At 62.1% G+C, this 25,718-nt stretch carries 16 protein-coding genes; 2 read left to right on the top strand and 14 right to left on the bottom strand.

The genetic code is table 11. From position 1 onward, the window contains the following. The 10 genes from BRPE64_RS19995 to BRPE64_RS33285 form a co-directional block, all read right to left on the bottom strand. Positions 1 to 2,349 (bottom strand): polysaccharide biosynthesis tyrosine autokinase, encoded by a 2,349-nt coding sequence (locus BRPE64_RS19995; RefSeq protein ID WP_016355357.1) that lies wholly within the window; start codon positions 2,347 to 2,349, stop codon positions 1 to 3. 513 nt (positions 2,350 to 2,862) lie between these two features. Beyond that, positions 2,863 to 3,948 carry a glycosyl hydrolase gene (locus BRPE64_RS19990; RefSeq protein WP_016355355.1) on the bottom strand — a complete coding sequence of 362 codons (1,086 nt, stop codon included), beginning with the start codon at positions 3,946 to 3,948 and terminating at the stop codon, positions 2,863 to 2,865. A gap of 45 nt (positions 3,949 to 3,993) precedes the next feature. Then, positions 3,994 to 5,187: a glycosyltransferase gene (locus BRPE64_RS19985; RefSeq protein ID WP_016355354.1), complete on the bottom strand. Its 1,194-nt coding sequence runs from the start codon at positions 5,185 to 5,187 to the stop codon at positions 3,994 to 3,996. A 34-nt stretch (positions 5,188 to 5,221) separates the two neighbouring features. Next, positions 5,222 to 6,304: a glycosyltransferase family 4 protein gene (locus BRPE64_RS19980; RefSeq protein ID WP_016355353.1), complete on the bottom strand. Its 1,083-nt coding sequence runs from the start codon at positions 6,302 to 6,304 to the stop codon at positions 5,222 to 5,224. A 10-nt stretch (positions 6,305 to 6,314) separates the two neighbouring features. Beyond that, complete coding sequence (locus BRPE64_RS19975; RefSeq protein WP_044042588.1) at positions 6,315 to 7,469, bottom strand: glycosyltransferase; 1,155 nt, start codon at positions 7,467 to 7,469, stop codon at positions 6,315 to 6,317. 547 nt (positions 7,470 to 8,016) lie between these two features. Next, positions 8,017 to 8,190, bottom strand: coding sequence for a hypothetical protein (locus BRPE64_RS33290; protein ID WP_016355351.1), 174 nt, complete (start codon positions 8,188 to 8,190; stop codon positions 8,017 to 8,019). A 324-nt stretch (positions 8,191 to 8,514) separates the two neighbouring features. Next, entirely contained in the window at positions 8,515 to 9,786 is a 1,272-nt protein-coding gene (locus tag BRPE64_RS19965; RefSeq protein ID WP_016355350.1) for a flippase, read from the bottom strand. Positions 9,787 to 10,242: 456 nt separating this feature from the next. Continuing rightward, positions 10,243 to 11,733, bottom strand: coding sequence for a N,N-dimethylformamidase beta subunit family domain-containing protein (locus tag BRPE64_RS19960; RefSeq protein WP_016355349.1), 1,491 nt, complete (start codon positions 11,731 to 11,733; stop codon positions 10,243 to 10,245). Between the two features lie 24 nt (positions 11,734 to 11,757). After that, positions 11,758 to 12,843: a glycosyltransferase family 2 protein gene (locus BRPE64_RS19955; RefSeq protein ID WP_016355348.1), complete on the bottom strand. Its 1,086-nt coding sequence runs from the start codon at positions 12,841 to 12,843 to the stop codon at positions 11,758 to 11,760. Positions 12,844 to 12,999: 156 nt separating this feature from the next. Continuing rightward, positions 13,000 to 13,155 (bottom strand): hypothetical protein, encoded by a 156-nt coding sequence (locus tag BRPE64_RS33285; RefSeq protein WP_016355347.1) that lies wholly within the window; start codon positions 13,153 to 13,155, stop codon positions 13,000 to 13,002. A gap of 410 nt (positions 13,156 to 13,565) precedes the next feature. On the opposite strand from BRPE64_RS33285, the gene BRPE64_RS19950 reads away from it, so the two are divergent. Together BRPE64_RS19950 and BRPE64_RS19945 are read left to right on the top strand one after the other, a co-directional pair. Continuing rightward, entirely contained in the window at positions 13,566 to 14,690 is a 1,125-nt protein-coding gene (locus BRPE64_RS19950) for a sensor histidine kinase (protein WP_144063456.1), read from the top strand. 61 nt (positions 14,691 to 14,751) lie between these two features. After that, on the top strand, positions 14,752 to 16,110 hold the full coding sequence (locus BRPE64_RS19945) for a hemolysin family protein (RefSeq protein WP_016355345.1): 1,359 nt from the start codon (positions 14,752 to 14,754) through the stop codon (positions 16,108 to 16,110). A 19-nt stretch (positions 16,111 to 16,129) separates the two neighbouring features. Here BRPE64_RS19945 and treY read toward each other — a convergent pair whose 3' ends face one another. The 4 genes from treY to glgX all read right to left on the bottom strand — a co-directional run bounded on the left by treY (position 16,130) and on the right by glgX (position 25,466). Beyond that, positions 16,130 to 19,066: a malto-oligosyltrehalose synthase gene (gene treY / locus BRPE64_RS19940; RefSeq protein ID WP_016355344.1), complete on the bottom strand. Its 2,937-nt coding sequence runs from the start codon at positions 19,064 to 19,066 to the stop codon at positions 16,130 to 16,132. Beyond that, positions 19,063 to 21,225 (bottom strand): 4-alpha-glucanotransferase, encoded by a 2,163-nt coding sequence (malQ, locus tag BRPE64_RS19935; RefSeq protein WP_016355343.1) that lies wholly within the window; start codon positions 21,223 to 21,225, stop codon positions 19,063 to 19,065. Before malQ ends, treY begins: the two co-directional genes overlap by 4 nt. Positions 21,226 to 21,263: 38 nt before the next feature. Beyond that, the gene (treZ, locus tag BRPE64_RS19930; protein WP_016355342.1) at positions 21,264 to 23,177 is read right to left on the bottom strand and encodes a malto-oligosyltrehalose trehalohydrolase; all 1,914 of its coding nucleotides are present in this window, start codon (positions 23,175 to 23,177) and stop codon (positions 21,264 to 21,266) included. Positions 23,178 to 23,240: 63 nt separating this feature from the next. Continuing rightward, positions 23,241 to 25,466 (bottom strand): glycogen debranching protein GlgX, encoded by a 2,226-nt coding sequence (glgX, locus tag BRPE64_RS19925; protein ID WP_016355341.1) that lies wholly within the window; start codon positions 25,464 to 25,466, stop codon positions 23,241 to 23,243. Positions 25,467 to 25,718: the final 252 nt, after the last annotated feature.

Here is a 25,718-nt window from a genome sequence, read left to right as displayed (position 1 = left end):
TCAATTCGCCTTGAACGTGCTCGTATAAGCGGCCGCGTAGCCATAGGCGCGACGGTTGCTCGCCCGGCGCGGAATCGCGTTGAAGACCGAACCCACGAGCCTGCCGCCCGCACGCTGCACCTTCTTCACGGTGTCCTCGATCTCCTGTTCGCTCTGAATGCCCGAGCGCAACACGAGCACGGTCGAGCCGGCATCGCTCGCGACGATCGCGGCATCCGTGACGACGAGGAACGGCGGCGTATCGACGAGCACGAGATCGAACTGTTCGCTCATGCGCGCGAGCGTATCGCGGAAGCCCGGCATCATCAGCAGCTCGGACGGATTCTCCGGATAGCCGCCGCACGACATCAGCGAGAGTCCAGGCACGCCGACATAGCGGATTGCATCGCCGAGCGCCATGTCGCCCTTGAGCACTTCCGCGAGACCGCCCGGATTCGATTGCTTGAAGAACGAAGCGATATGGCCGCGCCGCATGTCCGCATCGATCAGCAATACGCGCAAGCCGATTTCCGCGAGCAGCACCGCAAGGTTCGCGGCGACGAAGCTCTTGCCCGCCGACGGAATCGGCCCGGTCAGCATCACGATATTGTTGGGCGCATTGGCGAGATCGCGGTACAACTCCGTGCGCACCGCGCGCAGCGCTTCGACCGCCGGATCGTGCGGATAGCGCGATGCAAGCACGCGCGCATCGCGATTCGAGTCGGGTACATGCGGCATCGCGAAGGCATCGTGTTGCGGCGCGTCGACATAAGACAGCGCGCGTGGCTCGACGCGGCTCTGCGCGCCCGTATAGCCGAGCGACGCATGCTCCACCGGCGATGCCGCTATCTCGTGATCGAGCATCAACTGCTGGCGGCTATAGAGCACTTCGCCGAGCACCGGCACCGACAGGCGACGTTCGACGAACATCGGATCGGTCACGCCGATCATTGCGTGGCGGCGCAGGAAAATGAAGAACGTGCCGATGAAAAAGCCCAGCCCCGTTCCCGCGATGATCACAAGCGGCTTGTTCGGCTTCACGGGTTGATACGGGCGCAGCGCGTTATCGACGATATGCGCGCCGCCGCTCGTGCTCGCGCGGCGCACGGACAATTCTTCGGCCTTGTTGACCATGCCCATGTAGATGGTCTCGGCCACGCGCGCATCACGCGTAAGCTCCGCGTTCTGACGTTCGGACGCCGGCATGCTGTCGAAGCGCGACTGAATCTGCTTGTTCGACGATTCGAGCTGCGAGATCTGCTCGTCGAGATTGCGCACTTGCGGGCTGTCGGGCTGGAAGCGCTGCAAGGCCTGCGTGCGCTGAAGTTTCAGCGTGGCGAGCTGTTGCATCGACACGATGCTGCCTTGCAAGTAAGCCTGCGCTTCGTTGATCGGCTGCACCGATTGCGATTTCGCGCGGAACGCACTCAGGTTGCCTTCGGCTTGCTTCAGATCGCGCTCGAGACGCGGCAATTCTCCGCGAATGAATTCGAGCGTCTTCGTGTCGTTGGCCTGACGGCTCGAGATCGCGGAGTTCAAATACGCCTGGCCGAGCGCGTTGGCGACATCGGCCGTGAGTTGCGGGTCATCGGCGTTGAAGGAAATCTGCACGACGCCCGTGTCTTTCGTCGACTCGGCGACTTTCATCGACTTCTTCATCAACGCGATGGCGTCGAGCGTGTTCAGACGCGTCACGTTGAAGTGCATGCCGGGACGGCCCACGACATGATCGACAAGCATCGATACGCCGTTCGCCGATGCGGGACGGCCCACCGTGCCGCGCAGAATGGTCTCGCCATCGGGATCGCGCAGTTCGTACTGGTTATTGTCGAGCAGCACGACGTCGAGCTTTTGATCTTCGAGCGCGGGCGGCACGTCGAGACGGCCGATCTGCAATTGCTCGCCGCCCCAGCCATACGTATCGAGGCCGAACCATGCCGGTGCGAGATGCCCCTTTTTGGCGAACAGGTCCGCTATCTGGCCGAGAACCGGGAACGTCTTCGGCTTGACCTTGATGTCGAAGTGGAACTGCCTGAGCACCGGATCCAGCACCGAACGGCTCTGCATCACCGAAATTTCCGCAGGCGCGATCTGATTGATCGTCTGCTGCGCCTGCTGCATCTGCTGCTGATTCTGCGGTGCGATGCCGAGCGCGTTCGGGTCCGGCGGATCTACGCGCACGACGACATCGGCGGAATAGACGGGCTTCGCGAGGAACGCGTACGAGCTCGCAAGCGCGGCGGCTGCCGCGACGAAGAGCAGGAGGATGCCGATGTGATCGCGCAGGAGCTTGAGCATGTCGCTCGCGGTAAATTCACCGTCGTCCTTGCCATGGCGCGAAGAGCCGGGGTTGACATAGAGGGTGTTCAAAGGCGCCGTCCTCAGTTCGATAAGTTGAGCATGTGTTCTCGGGCCATAAAAGAAGCATCGGCCCGCGCGGCATGTCCGCGGTGCGGCTTACGTGTTGTTGATCCGGCGCATGGCCGTTGGAACATCAAGACTTAGACGCGAGAAGCTCATTAATCAACGAGCGTAATCAACGAGAGAAGCGCGAGGCGCTTCGGGTTCGCATTGACGGAATACGAGGGCTCGTCCGGGTGCAATCCATTAACCCAACAAAGCACACTCCGTGCCTCGATTCCGCGCCTTGAGAATTCAGTCTTACGCTTGCGAATCCTGCTACGAATCGCTTGCAAAACAACACGAGACGTCCGGAATAAATAGCGTCAAAGCTATCTTCCGGTCGTCAACTCTCCGCGTCTGTTAAGTAGCGAACGTTACTCGGTCTGCTAGGGCGGGCATGGCACTTGCGCTGCGGCCGCTTTGCGCGATAATCGGCGGTTTCGCGCGTGCTTGTTTTGTAGCACCAAACGAAAGAAACTTTTAAGGCATCGGGTTCGCTTTGATGAAATCGCGCACGGTGTCGAAGCGCGCCTTGCGCGTTTTACCATCGTCGTGAATCACGCCGTAATTGCCGTCGCCGCCGAAGCGCTCATCGTCGTAAAGCTCATACAACGTCACGTTCTGAATGTTGTATGTTTTGGCGAGCGATACAAAGCCCTTCAATGCGTCATTTCCCACGAGATAGCCGCCCGGATCTTCATGATTCGGCCGCACGCCGTATTCGGTGATCCATATCGGCTTGCCGTAGCTGTCGCGTAGGCGTTCGAGCACGTTGACCTTGTTGCCGCCTGCCGCCGTGATCGATCCCATGTTCGAATACCAGTGCCAGGCCGTGATATCCCATTGCGGAATCGGATGGCCGCGCGTTCCGTCCGGCTGCGTGCCGGCATACAGCATGTCGGTGAAGCCGTAGTGAAGCCAGCTGAATGACGTGAGCAGGATTTTTGCGTCGGGGTTGGTCTCGCGGATGCCCTTGATGAGCCCGAGTATCGAGCCGCGCGCCTTCATGAACCGCGCGTTGTCGTAGTCCGACGGATGTTCGCCGCTGCGGTCGTCGCCGAGGATCGTCCAGTTGTCGTACTCGTTGCCGACCTGATAGTACGTGACAAGGCCCTTGAGAACACGCCCCGCGATCTTGCCGAGCGCATAGCCGCGCTCATAGGTTTCTTTTTCGTTCGCGCGCTTTTCCTGCTCGAAGGGCGTCACGAGCGCGAGCACGCCGACGCATTGCTTCGCCGCGGCGCGTGCAAAATCCGCGACCATGTGCGCGCTTTCTTCGCTGGATACATCCTGCGCGTACATCGTGACGCCGAGATCGCGAAGCTGTGAAATCTGCAAGTCGTAGTCGCTGATGCGATATGCGCCGCGATGTTCCAGATGCCCAGCGATGCCATAAAACACGCTCGCCGACCGGTTTCCGCAGGTAATCTTCGGCGCAGGCAAAGTTGCGGCGTCCGCTTTTGGAATGGCCGAGCGGTTGCTTTGATAAGCGTCGGGCGTGCCGCTGCGTGCGAAGATCAGGACAGACGCGCACAGCAGCGCGCCAAAGACAGATGCTGCGACCACCAAAGTTCGCATCGACGTTCAGCCCTCGAAAAAAGGTGCGCGCCGTTACTTGGCCAGCACGTCGGAGTGTTTGGGTACGACCTGAGCGCCCGCGCTGCGCGGGGCGTCTGCTTGCAGCAGGACGTTCTGCGCCTGCGCATCGAAGGCTTCGCGGGAGAAGCGTCGACGAAACTCGCTGGTCAATTTGGCGAGCGGAAGATCGCGGGCCGCGAAGATACGCGCGACGAAGGCGTCGTGATCTTGTGCCGGGAAGAGCAGCGCATCGGGAAGATACGAATCGAGCCCCGATACACGCGACACGACGATCGGCCGCTGTGCAAGCACGGCTTCGATCATCACGAGCGGCACGCCTTCATAGGCCGAAGGCAGCACGAGCGTATCGGCGGCGACGATATACGGCAGCACATCCTTCTGCGGTCCGACCATCCTGACGCATGCGGACAACGCCGGATTCGCGGCGATAAGAGCCCGCAAGCGCGCATCGTCGGGACCTTCGCCGACGATCAGCACGAGTGTGCGGCGGAATGCATCGGCGTGACGTTCGATCGCCTGCATCAGAAAGTCCTGACGCTTCTGCTGAAAGTTCAGACGCCCGATATGCGCGATGATCGTCGTGCCGTCGTCGGGCAAGCCGAGCGTTGCGCGTGCGCCTTGCCTGGTCAGCGTCGAATGGCTGAAGCGATCATCGACATAATTTTCGAGGATCATTGCGCCTGCGCCCGGCGCGAGCTTCTTAAGCTTGCCGCGCAGATGCTCATTCAACGTGATGTATTCATTCGGCACGCGATACAGTACGCGCTTCACGAGCCATTTGATTTTTTCGGCGCGGCCCGCATTGACCGGCGCATCGTCGACGAGCGGAAGATAGCTCACCGCAACAGTGCGCGCATAGCGCGCGGCAAAAAGCCCCGCGAGACCGGATGCAATCGTCCCTTGAGCGATGACCAGCTTGTCGAGCCGCAACGCGCGCAAGCTCGCCGCCGTCGAGCGGACCATGCGCAGCAGCGCGAAGACATTACCGCGGATCGATTCCGCCGTGTAGGAAAGACCGATGACCTTGACCTTCGGATGCGCGGCCGACAGTTCGCTCACATAGCGAAAGAGCGCTTCGTTCGCATGCGGGACGAGAATGTGCAAGGTGTCGAACTGCGCACTCGCGACGAGCGCCAGCATGAAACGCTTGAGCATTTCCTCGTGGCCGCCGTTGATACCCGAGTCGCAATAAATTCCTACCTTCACTGATTTTCTCCGTTGCCGTTCGCGGGATCGCAAGTCATTGCGGCTTGTCGATGAACTGCATCATCAGGCGCGCGCTTTCGGTCCAGCGGAATCGCTCGGCATGCGCGAGGCCGCGGCGCTTGAGATCGTCGCTCAGTTCGGGCGAATCGAGCAGCTCGCGCAACTTGGCGGCAATATCATCTACCGAATACGGGTCGCAATAGATCGATGCATCGCCGCACGTTTCCGGCAAGGCAGCCGCGCGGCCGACGAGCGTCGGACAGCCATTGCGCATGGCTTCGAGCGGCGGAATGCCGAAGCCTTCGTAAATCGACGGATAAAGAAAGCAGGCGGCATGCTGATAAAGCGCCTTCAGCTTTTCGTCGCTGACATAGCCTGCCTGCTTGATATTCGGTGCATCGGAAAGATCGTGCGCCTTGCCGAAGATCGCGGCATTCTTCATACCGACGATCACGAGATCGATCGACGGATCGTTCAGACGCCTGAAGGCCTCGACGAGCCGCTGGAAATTCTTCGTCGGATTCATGCTGCTGACGGCGAGCACGTAACGGTTCTTCGTGAGTTTCAGTTCATCGATCACCGATGCATCCGGCGTGACGTGATCGAGATGATCCGCCGCGAGCGGCACCACGCCGATGCGTTCCGGCGGCACGCCGACATGATGCGCGAGGCGGTCGCGCGAGAACTGCGAGTTCGTCAGCACGCAACTCGATGTGCGCGCGAGAATCCAGAACATCACGTGATACCACGTACGAAACTTCCACGAGAAGTGCGACGGTGTATCGAACACCGCGGCATCGTGCATATAGATGATCTGGTTCGCGCGAAAGATCGAGCCCGAGTTGGACAGGTTCACAATGCGCGAGCGTCCCGCGAAGAGCGGCAGAACGAGCTGTTCCCAGAACACGCCCTTGCCGAAACCGAGCTTGACGTTATCGACGCCCTGCACGGGATCGAGCCCGTTCTGCGGCGGCACCGCGAGCGTGACGTGCGAGCCTTGCGGCAATTGTCCGAGTGCGGCAACGAGTTCGCGCGCGACCCGCTGCACGCCAGTGGTCTTCTGGCTCGTGAAGCGGCCGTTATAGACGAGCTTGTTCGTGGCGATGGAGGTATCCATAGTCGAGGCGTTAGAACTGAGAATCGGAGCTGGTTTCATACGATGCGACTTCGTTTGCACCGAGCGTCTCGCGCGTGTACTTGTCGGAGCCGAGCTGATAAACGGAAAGCCATTGGCGAAAGATCGCATCCATCGAAAAGCGCTTGCTGGCGGATTCTCTTGCGGCAACGCCCATGCGCGCACGCAGTTGCGGGTCGTCGCGCAGAAGTGCGATGTACTTGGCCATGTCTTCCACACGCGAGGCGACGAAGCCTGTCACGCCATGCTGCACCACATCGCGATTGCCGACCACGTCCGTGACGACGGCGGGGATACCCGCGACCTGCGCTTCGATCAGCGCGATCGGCATTCCTTCCCAGCGTGAAGTCTGTACGTAGATGTCGAGTTCGGAAGTGAGTTCGAGCGCACGCTCGCGTGTGACCCAGCCGCTGCACGACACGGTGTCGCCGGGCATCTGGCCGGGCAACTCTTCGAGACTGCCGCCGATCCACAGAAACTTCACGGACGGGCTGTGCAGATCCACGGCAAGCTGCATGAACGCTTCGTGATTCTTCTGATAAGACGCGCGCCCGCTCATACCGATCAACACTTCGCCCGCGTGGCGCTCAATGCGCGGCGGAATTTCCGTGACGTTTACGCCGTTTTCGATCATGCGCGTTGTACGGGTGTGCATCTTCGTTTCGATCTCGCGCTGCTCGCTCTTCGAACACGCGACGATAGTGCCGCCCATACGCGCGGCAATGCGCTCGAAGCTGAGATAGGCGAACTGTTTGGCGGGCGACACATCGCGCCGCAAAAAGGCAAGGCCGTGCGGGGAATAAAACACGCGCGCATTCGGTGCGGCGATGCGCGCGGCGGCGCGTCCCAGCACGCCGGCCTTCGACGAATGAAGATGCACGACCGACGGATCGCATTCCTTGAGCTTGCTCACGAGGTTCCAGAGGCTCGTCCAGTCGTTCTTGATGCTGACCTCGCGGAACATGCTGACGTAGGTTAGCTTTACCGCCGGATGAAAGAGCTTCAGGAAATTCTTGGGTGTTTCTTGCCTGATCGAATGAAGGATCGTCACGCCGACTCCGGCCGCCGCTGCACGGTTAGAAAGCTGGGTCAGCATCGATAGCACCCCGCCTCCAAAAGCTTCGGTTATATGTACGATCTCTTTCATATTTGAACTCTTCGATTGGCGAAATGCCGAACGCCCCGCGGCAAACGCTATGAGAAGGAAGCGGCCTAATGGTTATGGGTTAGAGACATCACACTTTTCAAGCACGGCAAATGCATGCAGGGCGGGAGGGCGCTTACCCACCTGCAAGGAACACATAAAGAAGCCGGGATAGGCGTGTCGGAGTACTAACCGAGCGAACTTTCATATACCCGATAAATACACACGCGATCCGACCCAAGCATTACTCGTTCCTTGCGCACACGTCTGCGAGGAACCCCCGTCAAGCTTGAGCATCAAGCCTGGAATTCTCTTGCTGCGAGCACCCGGACAAGCTGGCTAGCCTGTTGGGCGCCACGGTGTCGGTCTTGGCGAAGAGCTACTTGCGCCGCGCCGATGAGGCAGAGGCAAGCCGTGAAAGCGCGGCCAGCCTGATCGCGTGACGCAAACCCCGATTGGTCAAACATTTTTTAGCTTCTCAAAGCGAGGCCCCTTGGACCTAGCTTGAGCACTTTCCTGTCCGTGCCCGGGACATCGTCGACTTCATGCTTTACTCTGGTGTGGCGGTTTCATTACGATTATTGGGCAGCGGAGAATTCTGCTGAGCAATCACCGCTTCGCAAATCTGCAGAAGTATCTTTAAATCCTTGATCGGGACCGCGACCGACTGCATGCGCAGGCTCTCTGCCTGTTCAACGAGTTTCTGCACGCGTTCGATCGACATGTCCCATGACTCCATTCCACTGCTCGCTTAAATAGATACTGTTCGTACCATTACGATATCGGCTCTATTCATTCGGGTCCGTGCGCTAAGTCACATACAAGGACGCAACTTCTGGAGTAGAGCGCGATCGAAAGCGCGGCTGCGCACAGTACCGGTGCCACGCCGCTTTGCTTGCGATTGCAACGGCAAAACAGGCGGGTCGAAGCATTGAGGCGGAATCATTGAAGCGAATACGTGCTGCTTTTATATCATGCGTACTTTGCGGCATGACGTGCGCCAGACAGCGAATCTGGCGGATTAGGATAGGCAAGTCACATATCCTTGTCACGTGCCCGAGCCGGCTTCTTCGGGAACCGGGCGCTTAAGAAAAGGCACACCCTGCAGATGCAACGTATAGGCCATGGCGGCCGCCACGCACGTCTCGACAATCAACACCGTCGCTGCCGCGCCCAGCTCGCCGAAGTACTTCGCCAGCACGGCAAGCAGCGCAAAATTCAGCACCGCCGAACCAATCAGCACGCGGCTGAACTGCGCCTTCATGCCAAGCGGAAGCATCGTCTGAACGCCGAACAAATCCGACAATCCGACCATCAGCGGCACGAAAGCCATCCAGCGCAATACATCTACCGTAGGCAAGAACTGCGGCCCATACAAGAGCTTTACGGCAAGCGGCGCACCGAAGAAGATGCACAGCGAGATCAACGAAACGATCGAACCTTGTAGCACGAACATCTTGCGCAGGAACGCGAAGGCGTCTTCTCGTGCGTGGTGCATGAGGAAGCTCACGCGCGGATATGCCGCCGTCTTGAGTGGCTGAAGCATATTCAATGCCGCACGGATCAGTTTGTCGCCCGCGGCGAAGTATCCGGCCGCGACGTTGCCCGAGATGAACGTGAGCAACACGATATTGCTGGAGGCGTAGATGTCGACGAGCGAGGTAGCAATGAACACGCTCCAGCCTTCCTTCAGACGAGCGATGATCGTCTTCAGCGACACGCGCACGAAGTTGAGCTCACGTCGAAAATACAAATACGTGCAAATTGCGATGCCCGAAAGTAACGGCACGAGTGCGTTCACCGCCATGGCGATATCGACGTCGTCGTGGTGACGCACGAAGAGATACATCGCCGGAATGCTAAGCGCGCGGCCGAGGAACACGAGCACGCTCAACACACCGAGATCTTCAATGCCCTGAAAGTACCACGTGGGAATCAGCATCGCGCCGACGGCCTGACCATAGCCGATCAACAGCAGCCAGCGATTCTCTTCGAGATAGGGAATGAAGGACGTCAGCGCGACGATCACGAAGAGACCCGCTACAGCGAGCGCGGCCTGCGTAAGGATCGTTTCCCAGAACACCTGCGAGCGCAGTTCGCGGCTTTCGCGGTTGATCGAAACCTTGGGCGTGGCCGTCAGCGAGAAGCTGTAGTTCGTGAGCGAAATGAAATAGGCGGAAAAGGCCAGACCAAACGAAAGGCGTCCATACTCGCTCGGGCCCAGGACGCGCGCGAGCCACGGCAGCGTCAGGAGCGGTGCGAGGTATGTGGATACCTGCAACGTCATCAGAATCGTGAAGTTCTTCTTAAATGAAGCCATTGAACAATTTTTCCCGGCTTGAGCACTGCATGATCGAGATGACAATGGCGCAAGATTGCGAACCGTCGTGGTTCGCCGCGACGCGGTGGGCCTTTGCGTGACAACGCCATATGCGAATAGTTTCGCTTGAGCGTCTCGCCGTCAATGCGGTACGCGGCCAAAGGGGTCTGCGCGCCCAGGCCTTGGCCGAGCTTCCGGGTGCGCGTAGTTGCCGAAGTGCCAATGCTGCAATACGAAATGCGCCGGTTCCGGCCATCGATGGCAACCGGCGAAGGCGCAACGTGTACTACAGGGATCATTTAACAAGAGAAAGACGCAATCATCAGTGGGTTTGCACACGCAAGCTTCCACTCTCGACGCGATCGTTCGATTGAAAATGTCGCAAACTGCTGGTAGGACAATAGCAGCGCATATGCACGACCTATCGACGTGCATGTGCGTCTGCCATTACTTCATTCACGCCGCAGCGTTGTCCTTCTCCGGTTCGATCGATCTCGTCGATGCATCGTTCGACATCGTGTCGACGCGCGCAATCAGGCGCGGCGGCAAGCCGATGAATCTGCGCACCACGTTACGCGTGATCTGATCGACGACCACGCGGCTCTCGGCCTCGGCATCCATCAATACGCGCGGCCAGTCCGTCGTGCCGCCGTTGAACACGAGACCTTGTGCGGGACCGCCATCGGGATCGGGCTGGAACACGCCCATCGCGCCCACGCCGCCCATGTCCCAGCCGGTGAGCGGCACGGTGTCCGCGAGCGCCACGAAGCCGTTGGGCACGGGCGGCACGCCATCCACTTCATAACCGATGAGACGATCCTGCGCGCCGAACGTCTGGCCGTTGGACAAGCCGGTGCCCGCGAAAACCCAATGATCCGCCTGACGCACCGTGAAGCCGATCGCTTCGCGTTCACGCTTGATCCATCCGCCACGCAATCGCTTCCATACGCCATATTTGCCGCCGCCATAGGCGTAGCTCAGGCCGATGAGATTCGACTCGTCGTGCCCCGGCCACTTCTCGCCGAGACGGTTCATCACCGCGTAGTCGCCGTCGATGCGGGCGTCGCCGAAATCGATCGGACGGAAGCACGTATTGCCGCTAAAGATCGCGAGATTGCCGCCTTGCGCGATGAACTTCGCGACGCGCTCGCGCATCTCCGTCGACCAGTATTCATGGTGCCCGACGCTCAACATGCAGCGATAGTTTTCGAGCTTGAGATCCGTGCCGCGATGCAGATCGTGATCGGTATAGAAGTCACACGCAATGCCTTCCGCGCGCAGCCAGCGAATGAACTTCGAATCCCAATGTGTGAACTGCTGACGCGGCGAACGCGGATCGTACGGATCGGTCGGCTCGCCGAGTTGCGCGCCCAGACCGCCGCCCGGACGCAACAGGCTCACGGTCGTCTGCGGATGCGTGCGATGAATCGGATCGCCGTAATAGCAGCCGCCGCCCATCGAGTTGTATGCGTGATACGTATTGATCGGCACGATATACGCGATATCCGCCGAAGGCTTCTTCGGCCGCGCGATGACGAGCGCCATGCTGTCGCTGTCGGGCGGCCCGGCGAAGATAGCCTTGTGCGCGGCGGCGCGTCGCCCGAGCTCGGTGAGCGGCGCGCCGTTCGCACCGACTTCATAAGCAATCGCGACATAGGCGCCCGTTTCGAGCACGTCGACATTCGGTTTGATGGTGATCGTGGGCCAGCCCCAGTCGCCATCGTGACTCACGGGTCCGACGCGCCCCGGCGACTGAAACACGGTCCTGCCGTTGACCAGTTCGGCCTGCACGGCGCCGCCAGGTTGCACGACAATGCCGCCCGCGCTCGTCAGCGTTTCGTCATTGCCCTGATGGTAGATCGCGATGGAAAAGCGGGACCCCGGCTGCACCGCGAGTTCGAATGACTCGCCGGCGGTAAAGCCGGGCCTGATCGGATAGATCTGCATGCTGAACTGGCCTCATCGTTTTTATCATTGTTGACTGCCTGCGGACGGACGGCCGCGCAGATTCCCCGCGGGAACCGCACGCGGCGCCGCTGCGGGCGGACGCAACTCGAGACCGAGCGCGCGCTTGACCATGCGCTTGGCCTGGAACCAGCGGCGATCGGCGACGACCTTTCTGTGAAAGCGCAACTCCTTCGGCGTATCCGTGCGATGTGCCGCGAAAACGCGATAGTGCGCCGCGGTGGCTTCGACCGTTCGGATCGATTCCGCGAACGCACGCGCATCCACGCGTGCCGCCTGGTGGCATGCGTATGAGAAGACCTTGTGGAACATCGCGAGCCAGAAGGGATCGAGCGGCCCTCCGTCGCAGCGTTCCATGGTTTCTTCCGCACAGGTCGTGAGCGACATGACCGTGTACGGCGTCGCCCGCGTGGTAATGCTACCCGCGCGGCGGCGATAGAAATAAAGATTGTCGTCCAGACGGAAGAGCGACTTGGCGCGCGCATAGACGAGCGGAATGGCTGCGGCGTCTTCGTACACGCGGCCGGCCGGAAACTCGATGCCGTCCCACAACGCGCGCCGATACACGCGCGCCGCCGGAAACACTTGGTACACGCGCGCGAAATCGAGCAGCGCGGCGAGATTGCAGGCACGCGGGCCGATGGTCGCGGGATCGATCAGCTTCACCTTGTCGATGACCTTGCCCGCCGAGTTGATGATGCCGACATTGAACTCGATGATGTCCGCGGTGTTCGCGTCGAGCAGCGGCATGATCTTTTGCGTGAAGTCGGTCGACCAGACATCGTCCGAATCGAGAAAGCCGATATACGGCGACGTCGCTTCCGCGATCGCACGATTGCGCGCAGCCGACACGCCCCGGTTCTCCTGATGGATCACGCGGATGTGGCGGCCCGCGTCGGTGCGTTGCACTTCGAGAATGCGGTCGAGCGTATGGTCGGTGGAACCGTCGTCGATCACGATGAGTTCGATCTCGTCCGAACGCGGCTGCGAGAGCGCGGATTCCAGCGACGCGGCGATGAAGTGCTCGACGTTGTACGCGGGGATGATCACCGAGAGCAATGTTGCGGGCTTGCCGTTTTGGACGCGTGTCATAGTGCTCGTGTCACCGGTTAGAGTTTGATTTGAAAGCCACCGTGGCCGAGGCCGGTCGTGTGCGCCGGCTGCGCGATTGCGCCATTCGTCAGGCGGAATGGTATAGGTAGCTGTAAGCTGAGAATGTTCGCCTACGCACGCACTCAAAACTTCAACTCACGTTCTCGCAATTCTTGCGGACGGTAGCGCATAAAAAATAAGCAAGAGAAAAATAAAATCGCCGTTCGTTTCCTTTAAGTATTTTTCATCGCGATAAACGCGCGCCGCCCCTTGCAGCATGGCTTCGCGCAAGATCGATTCCTGTTTAGCCACGCTGCGCCTTAAGGAAAAAATGCTTAGGGAAAGCACGCTGCTTTAAGCCGATTTTGTACCGGACATTTAAGAATCAGGCTTCTGGTAATGCCATATATGGTTTAGGCGCGATATGTGCTGACGCTGAATCGCGCCATTTAAAAAGGGGTTACAACGGTTTAGTGCGATGTCGAAAAACGCGCGACCGTGCTAAGCGAGCACGCCGTTTGCTCCCGGTTTGCTCCCTAAGGCGCGCCGGGTCGAACGCGAGCGCGTCCACGGCATGCACCGTAGGTGCTCACATATAATGGCTCGCAGACTTAGTCCGTGCGGCGCATCGCTTACTGCAGACATGCGTGCAATGCAGTTGTGAAGCGCTTCGCATTTCCGCGACATTCATCGCCACATCGCTACACGCAAGGACCACAACCGTGACAACGTCATTTTCCAGTACGGTCGAGCCAGGAGGCGTCAGGACCTTCGACGCGGCCGCCGCAGGAAACGACGGCGTGCTGGTGCTCGACGCCGCTCAGCGCTGCCTCTCCGCCGATGCCGTCTTTGCTCATCTCTTCGATCTCGATCCCGCCACGCTCACCGGCCGCATGTTGGCCGACACGCTGTTGCCGCGCCCGCTCGCGGCTGTGTTGAGCGAAGCCGCCGATGCCGCGCTCACGGGCAACGGCACGCGCCGCGCGCAAGTGACCATCAGTGACGACGGCGCAACGCGCGCGTTCGAAATCATCGCGTTGCCGGGCGCCGATTGCGTGACGCTGATCGTATCGCCGGCGGCGGGCGCATCGAATCCGCCGGGCGATGCCGCCGATCGCGTCGCGCATCTGCGTGCCGAGGCCGCGCTCTTCATGCGCGATCACGTGCTGTCGGTCGTGTCGCACGATCTGCGCGGTCCGCTCAACGCCATCCATAGCTGGGGCTATGTGCTCGAACGCAAAGTCGACGCCAACGATCCCGCCGCGCAGCGTGCGCTCGCGGGTATCCGTTCGGGCGTCGAGCAGCAGGTGAAGCTGATCGAGCAATCCATCGATACGACGCGCGCCGAGACCAAGGCGCTTTCGGTGGCGCTTGCGCCGGTCGCGTTGCGCTCGTTGCTCGAAAAAAGCGCGGCGCTGGCGCGCGCGAGCGTCGCGAATGCGCGTGGCGTGAACATCGAGATCGATTCGCCGCTTGCGGAAGAGCAGATCGAAGGCGACGCCGAACGTCTGCTGCAAACGCTCTGGCTGATGCTGGCGTTCGCCGCCGAAGCGAGTCCGGGCGGCACGACGGTGCGTGCATCGAGTGTCATCGAAGGCAGCATGTGGCGTACGGACGTGCGTTTCACCGCGTCCGCGAAGGCGCTCGGCGACGCGAATTCGCCGCACGTGCTCGAAGCATTCGCGCGCCGGCAGGCGCTTGAGCCGCGCGAAGGCGGGCGTATCGCGTGGGGGCTGGCGCTCTGCAAGCGCGTCGCGGAAGCGCACGGCGGCGCGTTCGAGCACAGCGATATCGTCGATGCCGCGGAGGTCACGCTCTCGGTGCGTCTGCCTGTCGCGGGGATGTAGTTTTACTTTCGAATAACCGTCACTCTTATACTGACGGTTTCCTTTTTCGAAGAGAATTGCTTTGGCTCAGGTCGTCGCGCTGATCGGCGCATTGTTGCTCGTCGCCTTGAATGGTTTTTTCGTCGCGGCCGAGTTCGGGCTCGTCAAGTTGCGAGCCACGCGCGTCAAGGCGCTTGCGCGCACCAACGGCCTGCCCGGCCGCCTGCTCGCGAAGGTACACGGGCAACTCGACGCCTACCTGTCCGCCTGCCAGCTCGGCATCACGCTGGCTTCGCTCGGTCTCGGCTGGATCGGCGAGCCGGCGTTCGCCACGTTGTTGCATCCGCTGTTCGCGCTGATCGGCGTGGAATCGGAGAAGCTGATCGACTCGGTCTCGCTGTTCTTCGCGTTCACGGTCATTTCGTTCCTGCATATCGTGGTCGGCGAACTGGCGCCGAAATCGTGGGCCATCCGCCGTTCGGAGCAGGTCGGCCTGTGGCTCGCCATGCCGCTCTATGGCTTCTACTGGGTGATGTATCCGTTCATCTGGGTGCTGAATACGAGCGCGAATTTCGTGCTGCGGCTGTTCGGCATCTCGGCGGAGCACGGCCACGACGCGCATTACTCCACCGATGAACTCAAGCTGATCCTGCGCGGGCGGCATCACGGCGGCAAATCGTCATACAACGCGGACGAGTGGAACACGATTGCGCATTCGCTCGACTTCAGCCGCATGACGGTGTCGGACCTGATGCGTCCGGCGCATGAACTCGTCGGCCTGCGCAACGACCTGCCGATGCGCGACAACCTGGCCGTTATTTCGCGGCATCGTTTTTCGCGCTATCCGTTGTTCGCGGATGCATCGGGCGAACGCGTGATCGGCATGATCCATCTGAAGGACTTGCTGCTTGCGGGCGATGGCGGCCGCGGGTTCAATTTCGCGTTCTCGAAAGATATCGAGAAGCTCGACAAGCTGTCGCAGCACGTGCGTCCGGTGCAGTACGTGGCGCCGAATCTGTCGGCGCTCGAACTGTTCCGGCGCTTTCGCAAGGGCGCGCCGCATCTGGCGATCGTCGGGCGCAAGGGCGCGAAACCGATCGGCTTCATCACGCTCGATAATCTGCTCGGCGCGCTCGTCGGCCAGATTCACGACGAGTTCCGTCAAGGCGATGCCGACTGGTCGCGCATGGACGACGGCACGCTGATGGGCAAGGGCAGCTTGCCGGTGGTGTCGCTGGAGCGGGCGCTGGGCATCGATATCGATGAAGGTCGCGCGGAATCGGTCGGCGGGCTCGTCATCAATGCGCTCGGCGATCTGCCCTCGGAAGGGCAGCGCGTCGAGTTCGACCGCTTCGATATCGTGGTCAAGAAAATGAAGGGGCCGCGGATCGTGCTTGTGCGCGTTTATCCGCGGGAAGAGGCGCTGGAAGAAGCGGAATGAAAACTGGGCACGCAAAGCCTTAAGGCTTCGGCACGCCTTCCTCGACGAGCAACGCAACCGGCATCGATGCCAGCGCATCGCGCAGCAAGAGCCGCTCGCCTTCGGCCTTCGGTGCATTCGGACTCAACCAGTCGAACAACGCGCGCGAATGCAGCGCCTCGGGCAAGACGACGGCCGTATCGCCCCAGCGGTCGGCCTCGACGAGCGGCACAGCGCCGTCCGCGTCCAGCAGCGGCGCCGCAAGCCGCGTCGCGATCACGATGGCAAACGCGCTGCCCGCATGCCGCGCATACGCGATCACATGCTTCGCGTGTTCGCCCTGCACATCGAGCGGCAAGTACTCGCCCTGCGCGAACAGCGACTCACAGTGCTTGCGCAAAGCCAGCGCGCGCCGCACCACGGCGAACTTCACGCGGCCGTCATGCCAGTTTTGGATTTGCTCGGAAGGCGGCCCGCTTTCCTCGATTTCCGCGAGCCATTTGCGACGCAAGTCGTAATCGACGGGACGCCGGTTGTCCGGATCGACGAGACTGAAATCCCATAGCTCTGTGCCTTGATAAAGATCCGGCACGCCCGGCGATGTCAGCCGTAACAGCGTCTGCTGGAAGCTGTTGATTGCGCCGAGCGGCCCGATACGGCCAACGAACGACGAAAGCTCCTGCAGAAAACCGTTGCGCCGCTGCGGCGCGACGATATCGAACAAGAACTCGCGGCATGCATTCTCGTACGCCTCATCCGGCGCGAACCAGCTCGTGCGCAGTTTGGCCTCGCGCAATGCCTTCAATTGCCACTGCGCCACGCGTTCGGCGAGCGCGTGAACGCCTGCTTCGTCATCGGGGGCAAGGTCGAGCGGCCAGCATCCGACGAGCGTCTGATACAGCATCGCTTCCGCCGCCGGGCCCGGCGCCCAGTCGCGCGCATCGCTCGTTTCGGCGGGACCGCCGTTCGGGCCGCGTCGCAATGGCGTGTTCAACGTCGACCATTGCTTGAGCGTCGTGGCCCATTCGTCGGGAATCTCGCTCAGTGCCGCGATGCGCGCCCGCACGTCTTCGCCGCGCTTGTGATCGTGCGTCGCGGTGCAGAGCATTGCGTGCGGAAACGCGTCGAAACGCTCGCGATTGCCCGCATGAAAATCATCGACGGATAGCGCGAACTCGCCCGGATCCGCGCCGACTTCGTTGCGCGAGATGAGCCGTCCATAGCGATAGCACGCCGTATCCTCGACCGCCTTCGCCGCCACCGGCGACGTTAGCTGCGAGAACAGCGTCTGCGCCGCGCGCCGCTGCGATCCGCTCGACGGCAGCGCACTCTGGCCCGCCTGCGCCTGATTGCGGTCGCGGTCGCGATTGCGTTCGGCGGCGCGATCGCGTCCGCGTTCGCTTCGTTCAGCGCGTGGTTCGGCTGCTTGCGGCGCTTCGTCGGGCAGCTTGCCGCCGAGCCATTGCGCGACCTGATCGAGCACGACATGATCCGCACGCGCGAGCACGGCACGCGCGCCTTCCAGCGCCTGCGCGAAGAAGCGTTCGTCCTCGGCGCTGCGCACGCCGCCCACCGGATAGATGCGATACACCGGAAACTGCACGACGAGTTCGCCGACCGCGCGCCGGATCGACGTGAAGGTGAAATCGCGCGTGGCGTGCGCGTCGCGCGCGATACGATGCAGCGCGCGCGTCACGCGATCCAGTTCCGCCGAGAGATTTTCCGCGAGTATCTTGCGGCGCGCGTCGAGTGCTTCGTCGGCGAAACTCGCGCTCTTTCCCGTAATCTCCGACCACAGCGCCGCGAGCGGTTCCGCGCCCGCCGGATCGTGCAGCAAGGCGCCGACGTCGTTCATGAAGTCGTAGCCCGTGGTGCCGTCCACTTGCCAGTCGCGACGCAGTGGCTCGCCGCGCGCCAAAATCTTTTCGACGACGAAATACGTCCGGCCATTGCTGTTGCGCAACGCCTCGGGCCGCTCCGCCGACAGTTCTTCTAGCCGCGCGCGCAGCCGCTGGCCATACTCGCGCGGCTCGGCGAGACCATCGACGTGATCGACGCGCACGCCATCGATCAATCCTTCGGTGAAGAGCCTGAAGATGAGCGCATGCGACGCCTCGAACACTTCGGGCCGCTCGACACGCACGCCGCCCAGCGTGCTCACGTCGAAGAAGCGCCGCCAGTTCACTTCGTCGGCGGCGGTGCGCCACCATGCGAGCCGGTAATGTTGCCGCTCCAATAAGCGATGCAGCCGGTCGCGGCCCGCGGGCGTATCGGGCGAATGCGCGGCAAGGATCGCTTCGATCGCGGCCTGTCCGCCTTCGGTCTGCCCGATGATGACGAGCGCGGCGCGCGCATCGGCGGCGCGCGGCTGATCGGCGGGCTGCGTCGTCAGGCCGGCGAAGCGCTGCGCCAGCTCGGGCGCTTCCTGAAACACGGCGGGATAATCGACCGGGCACACCGGAAACACATGCGAGTAATACTCGATGACAAAGCGCCCTTCGTCCGCGCGATACGCAAGCCGGATCTTGCCGCCCTGCAATTCGTCGCCGTAGGACGCGCCGAGAAAGGGCGCGAGCACCTTGCCGCGCAACGCGGGATCGGGCGAATGCCAGTCGATATCGAAAAAGCGCGCATGCGTGGCGTGCCGTCCCCATTCGAGGATGTCCTGCCACCACGCGTTCTCCGACCCGCCCACGCCCATGTGATTCGGCACGATATCGACGATCAGCCCTATCTCATGCGCGCGCAGCTTCTCGACGAAGCGCCGCAACGCATCTTCGCCGCCCAGTTCCGGATTGACCTTCGTATAGTCGACGACGTCGTAACCGTGCGTGGATCCGGCTGTCGCCGTGGTGATCGGCGATGCATAGGCATGACTCACGCCGAGCGACGCGAAGTAGTCGACGAGCGCGGTGGCGTCGTCGAAGGTGAAGTCTTTGTGGAACTGGAGCCTGAGCGTGGAGCGCGGTACGGTCATGGCGATTCTGTCGGTTTCGAAGTGTGTTCGTTCAGTTGCACGGAGCGCTTGCGCGCGGTATCCACGGCGAGCAGACGATCGGCAAAGGCATCGTCGAGAAACAGCTCGTCGACGGGTTGGGCCATACGCCGCCGCCAGTTCGGATGCTCGTCGATCGAGCCCGGCAGGTTCGGCTGATCCGTCAGCGCGAGCAGGTCTTCGAGCGGATACGTGACGAGCGGCGCGGGCGTCGCGGCGACGAAAACCAGCGCTTCATCGACGGGCGCGTTGTCGATGTCGGGCGCGTCGACGTCCGTGGGTGCGATGCCCGCGTCCTGAAACGCCTGCCACAGCAACTCGCGATCCTCGCCGCGTTCTTCCAGCGCCACTTCCACTGCGTCGCGGCCATCGTCGCGCGCCATCGTCTGGCCGATTTTCGAGCGCAACACGATGTCCTCGCCGCGCCACCAGCCGGTGACGGTCGGCAGATCGTGCGTGGTCGTCGTCGCCGTGACGCCGCCGTCCCATTCATGCGGCGGCTTGAAACCCGGGCCGTCCACGGCGCGCTCGAACCACAGCACCCGAATGCCGAGCAAGCCGTGCTCCTGCAATCTTTCTGTAAAGCCGGGCGGCACCGTGCCGAGATCTTCGCCGACCACGATCGCGCGATATCGCCACGATTCGAGCGCGATGAGCCGCAGCAGATCTTCGAGCGGATAGCGCAGATACGCGCCGTTTGCCGCGCTCTCGCCGTCGGGCACGAGCCAGAGCCGCCGCAAGCCGAGAATGTGATCGATGCGGATGCCGCCCGCGCGCGCGAACGCGCAACGCAGCATGTCGATGAACGCGGAGAAGCCTTGCGTGCGCATCGCGCGTGGCGAGAAGGTCGTGAGGCCCCACGATTGCCCGGCCTGGTTGAAGAGATCGGGCGGCGCGCCGACGGAGACGCCCGTCAACATCTCGTCGCGATACGACCACGCGTGACTGCCCGCGCTATCGCATCCGACCGCGAGATCCGCGACGAGCCCCACCGCCATGCCCGCATCGCGCGCGGCGTGCTGCGCGTGCATGAGTCCCTTCGCGGCGAGCCATTGCGCGAAGAGATAAAAGTCGACCTCGCGGCGATGTGCCTGCGCAAACGCCGCCACTTCTTCGCTGCGTGGATCGCGCAACGCGTCGGGCCAGTTGCGCCAATGGCCTCCGCCGTTTTCCGCGATTTGCGCCGCCTGCAAGGCTTCGAAGCGCGCATGATCTTCGAGCGGTCGTCCGCCTTTCTCGACGAACGCAGCGAAATCCTTCGCCAACGGCGACGCCTGATCTTGCGAAAACGTATCGAACAGCGCGCGCAGAATCGCGAGACGCGCCTTCATCGCGCGCGGCCAGTCGATCAGCGTGAGGCCTTCAAGTTCGGTCAATTCAGCGGCGACGCCGGCCTTTTCGATTGCCGCGCGCAAAGCGGGCGCGCCCAGCACGGCGGCCGGATCGACATGCGCGATGTTGAGAAACAGCCGCGACGACGGCGAGTACGGGCTGAACTTGTCCGGCTCGGCGCTGAACATGGCGTGCATCGGGCTGATGGCGATCGCGTGACCGCCGCGCTTCGCCGTTTGCGTGGCGAGCGCGGCGAGCGCCGTGAAGTCGCCGACGCCGCCGTCGCCGTTGCGTCGCAGACCGTAGACTTGCGCGGCGACGCCCCACAGCGGCGGCGCATGCGGCGCGTCGTCGTCGAGCGTGCGCCAGGCATCGTCGATGGTGTAGCAGCGTGCGGGCGCGACCGCGAGCGTCGTGCGATGGTCGTTGATCACGAGCGTGTGATAGCCCGGCTCCGCGATTGGCGAGAGCAACGCGATCTCGCCTTTAGGCGACGTGAAGCGCCCGTCGATCACCGCGCCGCTTTCCAGCTCGATGCGATAACGCGTACCCGACTTCGCCGCCGACAGCGGCAGCGCAATGCCGCGATCCACTTCGGCGGTAATCAGCGGCGGCAGTTTGCGGCCGCTCATTTCGGCATCGACAGCGGCCATGCTCTGCTTGATCTGCGTGGCGTTGCCGCACGGCAGCCCGAGCTTTTCGAGCAGGATGCGCAGCGTCGTTTCGGGCACGCGCTGCATGACCTTGTGCGCGTTCTTCCACTCGATTTCGAAGCCCGCGCGTTCCGCGAGCGCCTCGATGCTGCTCATCGGACGCGCGGCGTGTGTATCGTTTCCAGTTGCGGTGCTCACGACTTTTTCCCTTCGATGGAAGTGGAAACGGCGGCAGCCGGCTCGAAGCGGCGCGCGTCGTGCGCGAGCGCATATTCGTTGACTTCGCCGGTGAGCCACGCGAGGCACGTGCGGCCGCCGAGCCGGCCTTCACGCGTGCGATCCTGCGCGCGCGCCGGCGTCTCGAAGACGATCTTGCCCGGCGGTGTTTCCTTCAACGCAATGTCCGTCTCGCCGAGATTGAGCGCGATGGTCAGCTTCTCGCCGTCGCCGAGCTTCCAGCGCGCGACGATCGCCTTCTCGGCGAGCACGTCGGCACCGAGCGCCTTCGCGCCCTTCAGACGCGGCGTCACGAGCTTCGCGCGCACGGTCAGCGCCGAGCGATAGAAGTGCAGCCACAGGAGCCGGTCTTCCTCGTCCTGTTTATCCGCAAGATTCGGCGACGACTGCGCGAACGTGGTGGCGTCGTTCGGATCGGGAATCTGCGCGCGGCGCTTTTCGTCGGTGAATGCGGAAAACTTCGCGAACTCGCGGCGGCGGCCTTCGCGCACGGCGTCGGCGAGCTGGTCGTGATAGTCGGTGAAGAACAGGAATGGCTGCTTCGATCCGTATTGCTCCTCCATGAACAGCAGCGGAATCTGCGGCGACAGCAGCAAAAGCGCCGTCGCGGCGAACAACGATTCGTCGTCCGTCAGCGAGCGCAGGCGATCGCCCATTGCGCGATTGCCGATCTGATCGTGGTTCTGCAGGAACATGACGAAGCGCGTCGGCGGCAGATGCGCGCTTTTTTCGCCGCGCGGTTTGCCGTCATGAATCGGCGACGGATCGCCCTGATACGCAAAGCCTTCGCCAAGGATGCGCGCGAGCTTCTCGATAGGCTGATCCGAATACGCGCCGTAGTAGCTCTCGCTCTCACCGGTCAGAAGGACGTGCAGCGTGTTGTGGGCGTCGTCGTTCCATTGCGCGTCGAAATGCGTTTCCAGCAAGTTCGCCGTGTTGTGCTCGTTCTCGAGCACGAGATGCACGTGACGTCCGGCTTCGACCGATGTGCGAATGCGGTGCGCAAGTTCGCGCAGCCACTCGTCGTCGTTGATCGCGTGCACCGCGTCGAGGCGCAGGCCGTCGAAACGATATTCGTTGAGCCAATACAGGGCATTGTCGAAGAAGAAGTCGCGCACCTGCGGACGTTCGAAGTCGATCGCCGGTCCCCATGGCGTATCCACGCCTTCGCGGAAAAAGGTCTTCGCGTACGCACTCAGATAATTGCCGTCCGGACCGAAGTGGTTATAGACCACATCGAGGAAGACCATGAGGCCGAGACCGTGCGCCGTGTCGATCAACTGCTTCAACGCTTCGGGCTTGCCGTACGACGAGTCCGGCGCGTAGGGCAGCACGCCGTCGTAGCCCCAGTTGCGCGTGCCGGAAAAGTCGTTGAGCGGCATCAGTTCGATGGCCGTCACGCCCAGTTGCGCGAGTTCGGGCAGGCGCGCGGTGACGCCCGCATAACCGCCCATCGCGCCGACGTGCAGTTCGTAGAGCACGGTTTCTTCCCACGGCCGGCCATGCCAGTTCGTGTGCGTCCACCGATACGCGCGCGGATCGACCACTTCGCTCGGGCCGTGCACGTCTTGCGGCTGAAAGCGCGATGCGGGGTCGGGTACGGCGAGATCCTGATCGAGCCTGTATCGATAGAGCGTGCCCGCGCCGCCGTCGGCTTCGGCTTCGAACCAGCCGTCGCCGGTTGCTTGCATGTCGATCAGCTCCGGCGTGCCGCCCGCGCGCTGAATTTCCACTTGCACGGACTCGCGCGATGGCGCCCAGAAACGGAAACGCGTGCGCGGATTTTCCCGTACGGCACCCGTCAGATGCGCGCCGAAGGGAAGGCAATACGCATGATGATGCTTGTGCGGATCGATCGGACGTTCGGACATGATTTCCTGCCTGTATTGCTGCGGTTTCCGGTGTTCATCGAATGAACGGGGTGTGCGTGCGCGTTAGTGCGGCGCGTCGATTTCAGGCGGACGAGACGATGGCAGCGTGCCGGGATCGGGCGGCAACGCCGTCAAAAGACGCGGCCCCTGATGCGCGCCCGCCATCCACACCGCTTGCCAGTCGGCGTCGCCGGTAGGTTCGGCCAGCAACACGACGATACTGTGCGCGGCCACCTCCAGCTCACTGCCGACGAGCGGGCGCGTGACCGAATCGGGTTCCGCGCTATCCAGGAGCACGTTCCATTCCAAGTGCGGCGCGGGCGGCACGAATGAGATCGCTTGCGACGAGCTGTTGAACATGAGCAGCAGCACGTCTATCTCGCCGTCGATGCCGGGGCCGGCGCGCCGCAGCGTGAGCGCACGGCCCTCCGGGTCCTGCCATGCCTCGATCGCGAGCGCGACGCCGCGTTCGTCGAACCAGCTCACATCGTAGAGTCCGGGCAGCACTTCGCGATCGCCGTAAAGGAAGCGCGTTTCGCGCAGCACCGGGTAGTTTTTTCGCAGCGCAACAACACGCGCGACAAACTCCGTCATCACGACGCCCTGCGGACTCTGCGCCGCCGCCCAGTCGAGCCAGGAAATCTCGTTGTCCTGGCAGTAGGCGTTGTTGTTGCCGCGCTGCGTGCGGCCAAATTCGTCGCCGCTGAGAAGCATCGGCGTGCCGAGCGAGAGCAGCGTGGTCGCGATCATCGAGCGGGCGAGGCGCACGCGGAGTTCGAGAATCGCGGGGTCGGCGGTCGGGCCTTCGACGCCCCAGTTCGCGCTGCAGTTTTCGTTATGGCCGTCGTTGTTGCCTTCCTGATTCGCGTCGTTGTGCTTGTGCGAATACGCGGTGACGTCGGCGAGCGTGAAGCCGTCGTGCGACGCGACGAAATTCACCGACGCCCATGGCTTCCTGAAGCGGCGGTTGAACAATTCGGCCGAGCCGGTGAGACGCGCGGCGAGATCGGGACGCATGCCGGCGTCGCCTCGCCAGAAGCGCCGCGCGCCGTCGCGATACTTGTCGTTCCATTCGGCGAAGCCGGGCGGATGATTGCCCACCTGATAGCCGTCCGGCCCGATATCCCACGGTTCGGAAATGAGCTTGCGCGTGGAGAGAATCGGGTCCTGGCGGATTGCATCGAAGAAACCCGAGCCCGGATCGAAGCCGTGCCCTTCGCGGCCGAGCGTGACGCCGAGATCGAAACGAAAGCCGTCGATATTGAACGCCGTGCTCCAGTAGCGCAGCGAATCCATCACCATCTGCAGCACGCGCGGATGCGACAGGTTCACGGTATTGCCGCAGCCCGTTTCGTTGATGTAGTGGCGTTCGTCGCCGGGAATCAGCCGGTAATAGCTCGCGTTGTCGAGTCCGCGCCAGGAGACGGTCGGGCCGAGTTCGTTGCCTTCGCACGTATGGTTGTAGACGACGTCGAGAAACACTTCGATGCCCGCCGCGTGCAACTGCCGCACCGCAATGCGCATTTCGTTCAGGCGATGCGTGGACAGATAAGAGGGCTCCGGCGCGAAGAACGCGGCGGTGTTGTAGCCCCAGTAATTCTTCAGGCCGCGCTCGACGAGAAAGCGGTCGTTCAGAAACGCGTGCACGGGAAGAAACTCGACTGCGGTGATGCCGAGCTTCTGCAAATGCTCGATGAACCACGGCGACGAGAGCGCCGCGAACGAACCGCGCTCGTGCTGGCGGATATCGTCGCGCATCATGGATGCACCGCGCACGTGCGTTTCGTAGATGATCGTCTCGCCCCAGGGCGTGTCGGGACGCACGTCGCGCGACCAGTCGAAGGCGTCATCCGTGACGATGCACTTGGGCATCGCGGGCGCGGAATCGCGGCGATCCATCGACATGTCGAGCCGGTTCGAATGCACGCGATAACCGAACAGCGCATCGGACCAGCGCCACGGCCCGACGAGCTTTTTCGCATAAGGGTCGAGCAACAGCTTGTGCGGATTGAAGCGATGCCCCTGTTGCGGCTGATACGGACCATGCGCACGAAAACCATAGACCGTGCCGGGATGCGCACCGGGCAGATAGCCGTGCCAGATTTCGTCGGTGCATTCGGGCAGGTCAAAGCGCATCAGCTCCTTGCGGCCGGTGCTGTCGAACAAACAGAGTTCGATGCGATGCGCGTTCGATGAAAATACCGCGAAGTTGACGCCCAGACCGTCCCAGTTGGCTCCGAGCGGGTAGGATGCGCCCGGGAGCAACTTGTCGGGAAGTGCATTTGCCATGTGCCCGTCCTGTTGTTTGCCTCTTCGCCGGTGCGGCGGTGGGTTTGAGTTTATGCCATTGGTTTGTTGCGGTTCGCTTTGGTTGTTCGCTTGTTTGTTTGTTCGTTCGTGAAATCCTGAATTCGCGTCGGTCTATTTGTGTTGCCCCTGTGCGGGGCGGCACCTACTTTCTTTGCTGCTGCAAAGAAAGAAGGCAAAGAAAGCAGCTCTCCCCATCCAAAGCACTTCACACCGGCCGCGGCACAGGCGAAG

Origin of the sequence: Caballeronia insecticola (assembly GCF_000402035.1) — a bacterium.
GTDB classification, from domain to species: Bacteria; Pseudomonadota; Gammaproteobacteria; order Burkholderiales; family Burkholderiaceae; genus Caballeronia; species Caballeronia insecticola.
The sequence above is the reverse complement of the archived record's forward strand: the minus strand, read 5'-3'. Positions and strand labels throughout refer to the sequence as shown.

Bases quoted from the DNA above. Each gene is read 5' to 3' on its own strand.
- BRPE64_RS19980 (WP_016355353.1), bottom strand. From the start codon at position 6,304: ATGGATACCTCCATCGCCACGAACAAGCTCGTCTATAACGGCCGCTTC.
- BRPE64_RS19975 (WP_044042588.1), bottom strand. From the start codon at position 7,469: ATGAAAGAGATCGTACATATAACCGAAGCTTTTGGAGGCGGGGTGCTA.
- treY (WP_016355344.1), bottom strand. From the start codon at position 19,066: ATGACCGTACCGCGCTCCACGCTCAGGCTCCAGTTCCACAAAGACTTC.
- BRPE64_RS33290 (WP_016355351.1), bottom strand. From the start codon at position 8,190: ATGTCGATCGAACGCGTGCAGAAACTCGTTGAACAGGCAGAGAGCCTG.
- malQ (WP_016355343.1), bottom strand. From the start codon at position 21,225: ATGAGCAGCATCGAGGCGCTCGCGGAACGCGCGGGCTTCGAAATCGAG.
- BRPE64_RS19960 (WP_016355349.1), bottom strand. From the start codon at position 11,733: ATGCAGATCTATCCGATCAGGCCCGGCTTTACCGCCGGCGAGTCATTC.
- glgX (WP_016355341.1), bottom strand. From the start codon at position 25,466: ATGGCAAATGCACTTCCCGACAAGTTGCTCCCGGGCGCATCCTACCCG.
- treZ (WP_016355342.1), bottom strand. From the start codon at position 23,177: ATGTCCGAACGTCCGATCGATCCGCACAAGCATCATCATGCGTATTGC.
- BRPE64_RS19955 (WP_016355348.1), bottom strand. From the start codon at position 12,843: ATGACACGCGTCCAAAACGGCAAGCCCGCAACATTGCTCTCGGTGATC.
- BRPE64_RS19965 (WP_016355350.1), bottom strand. From the start codon at position 9,786: ATGGCTTCATTTAAGAAGAACTTCACGATTCTGATGACGTTGCAGGTA.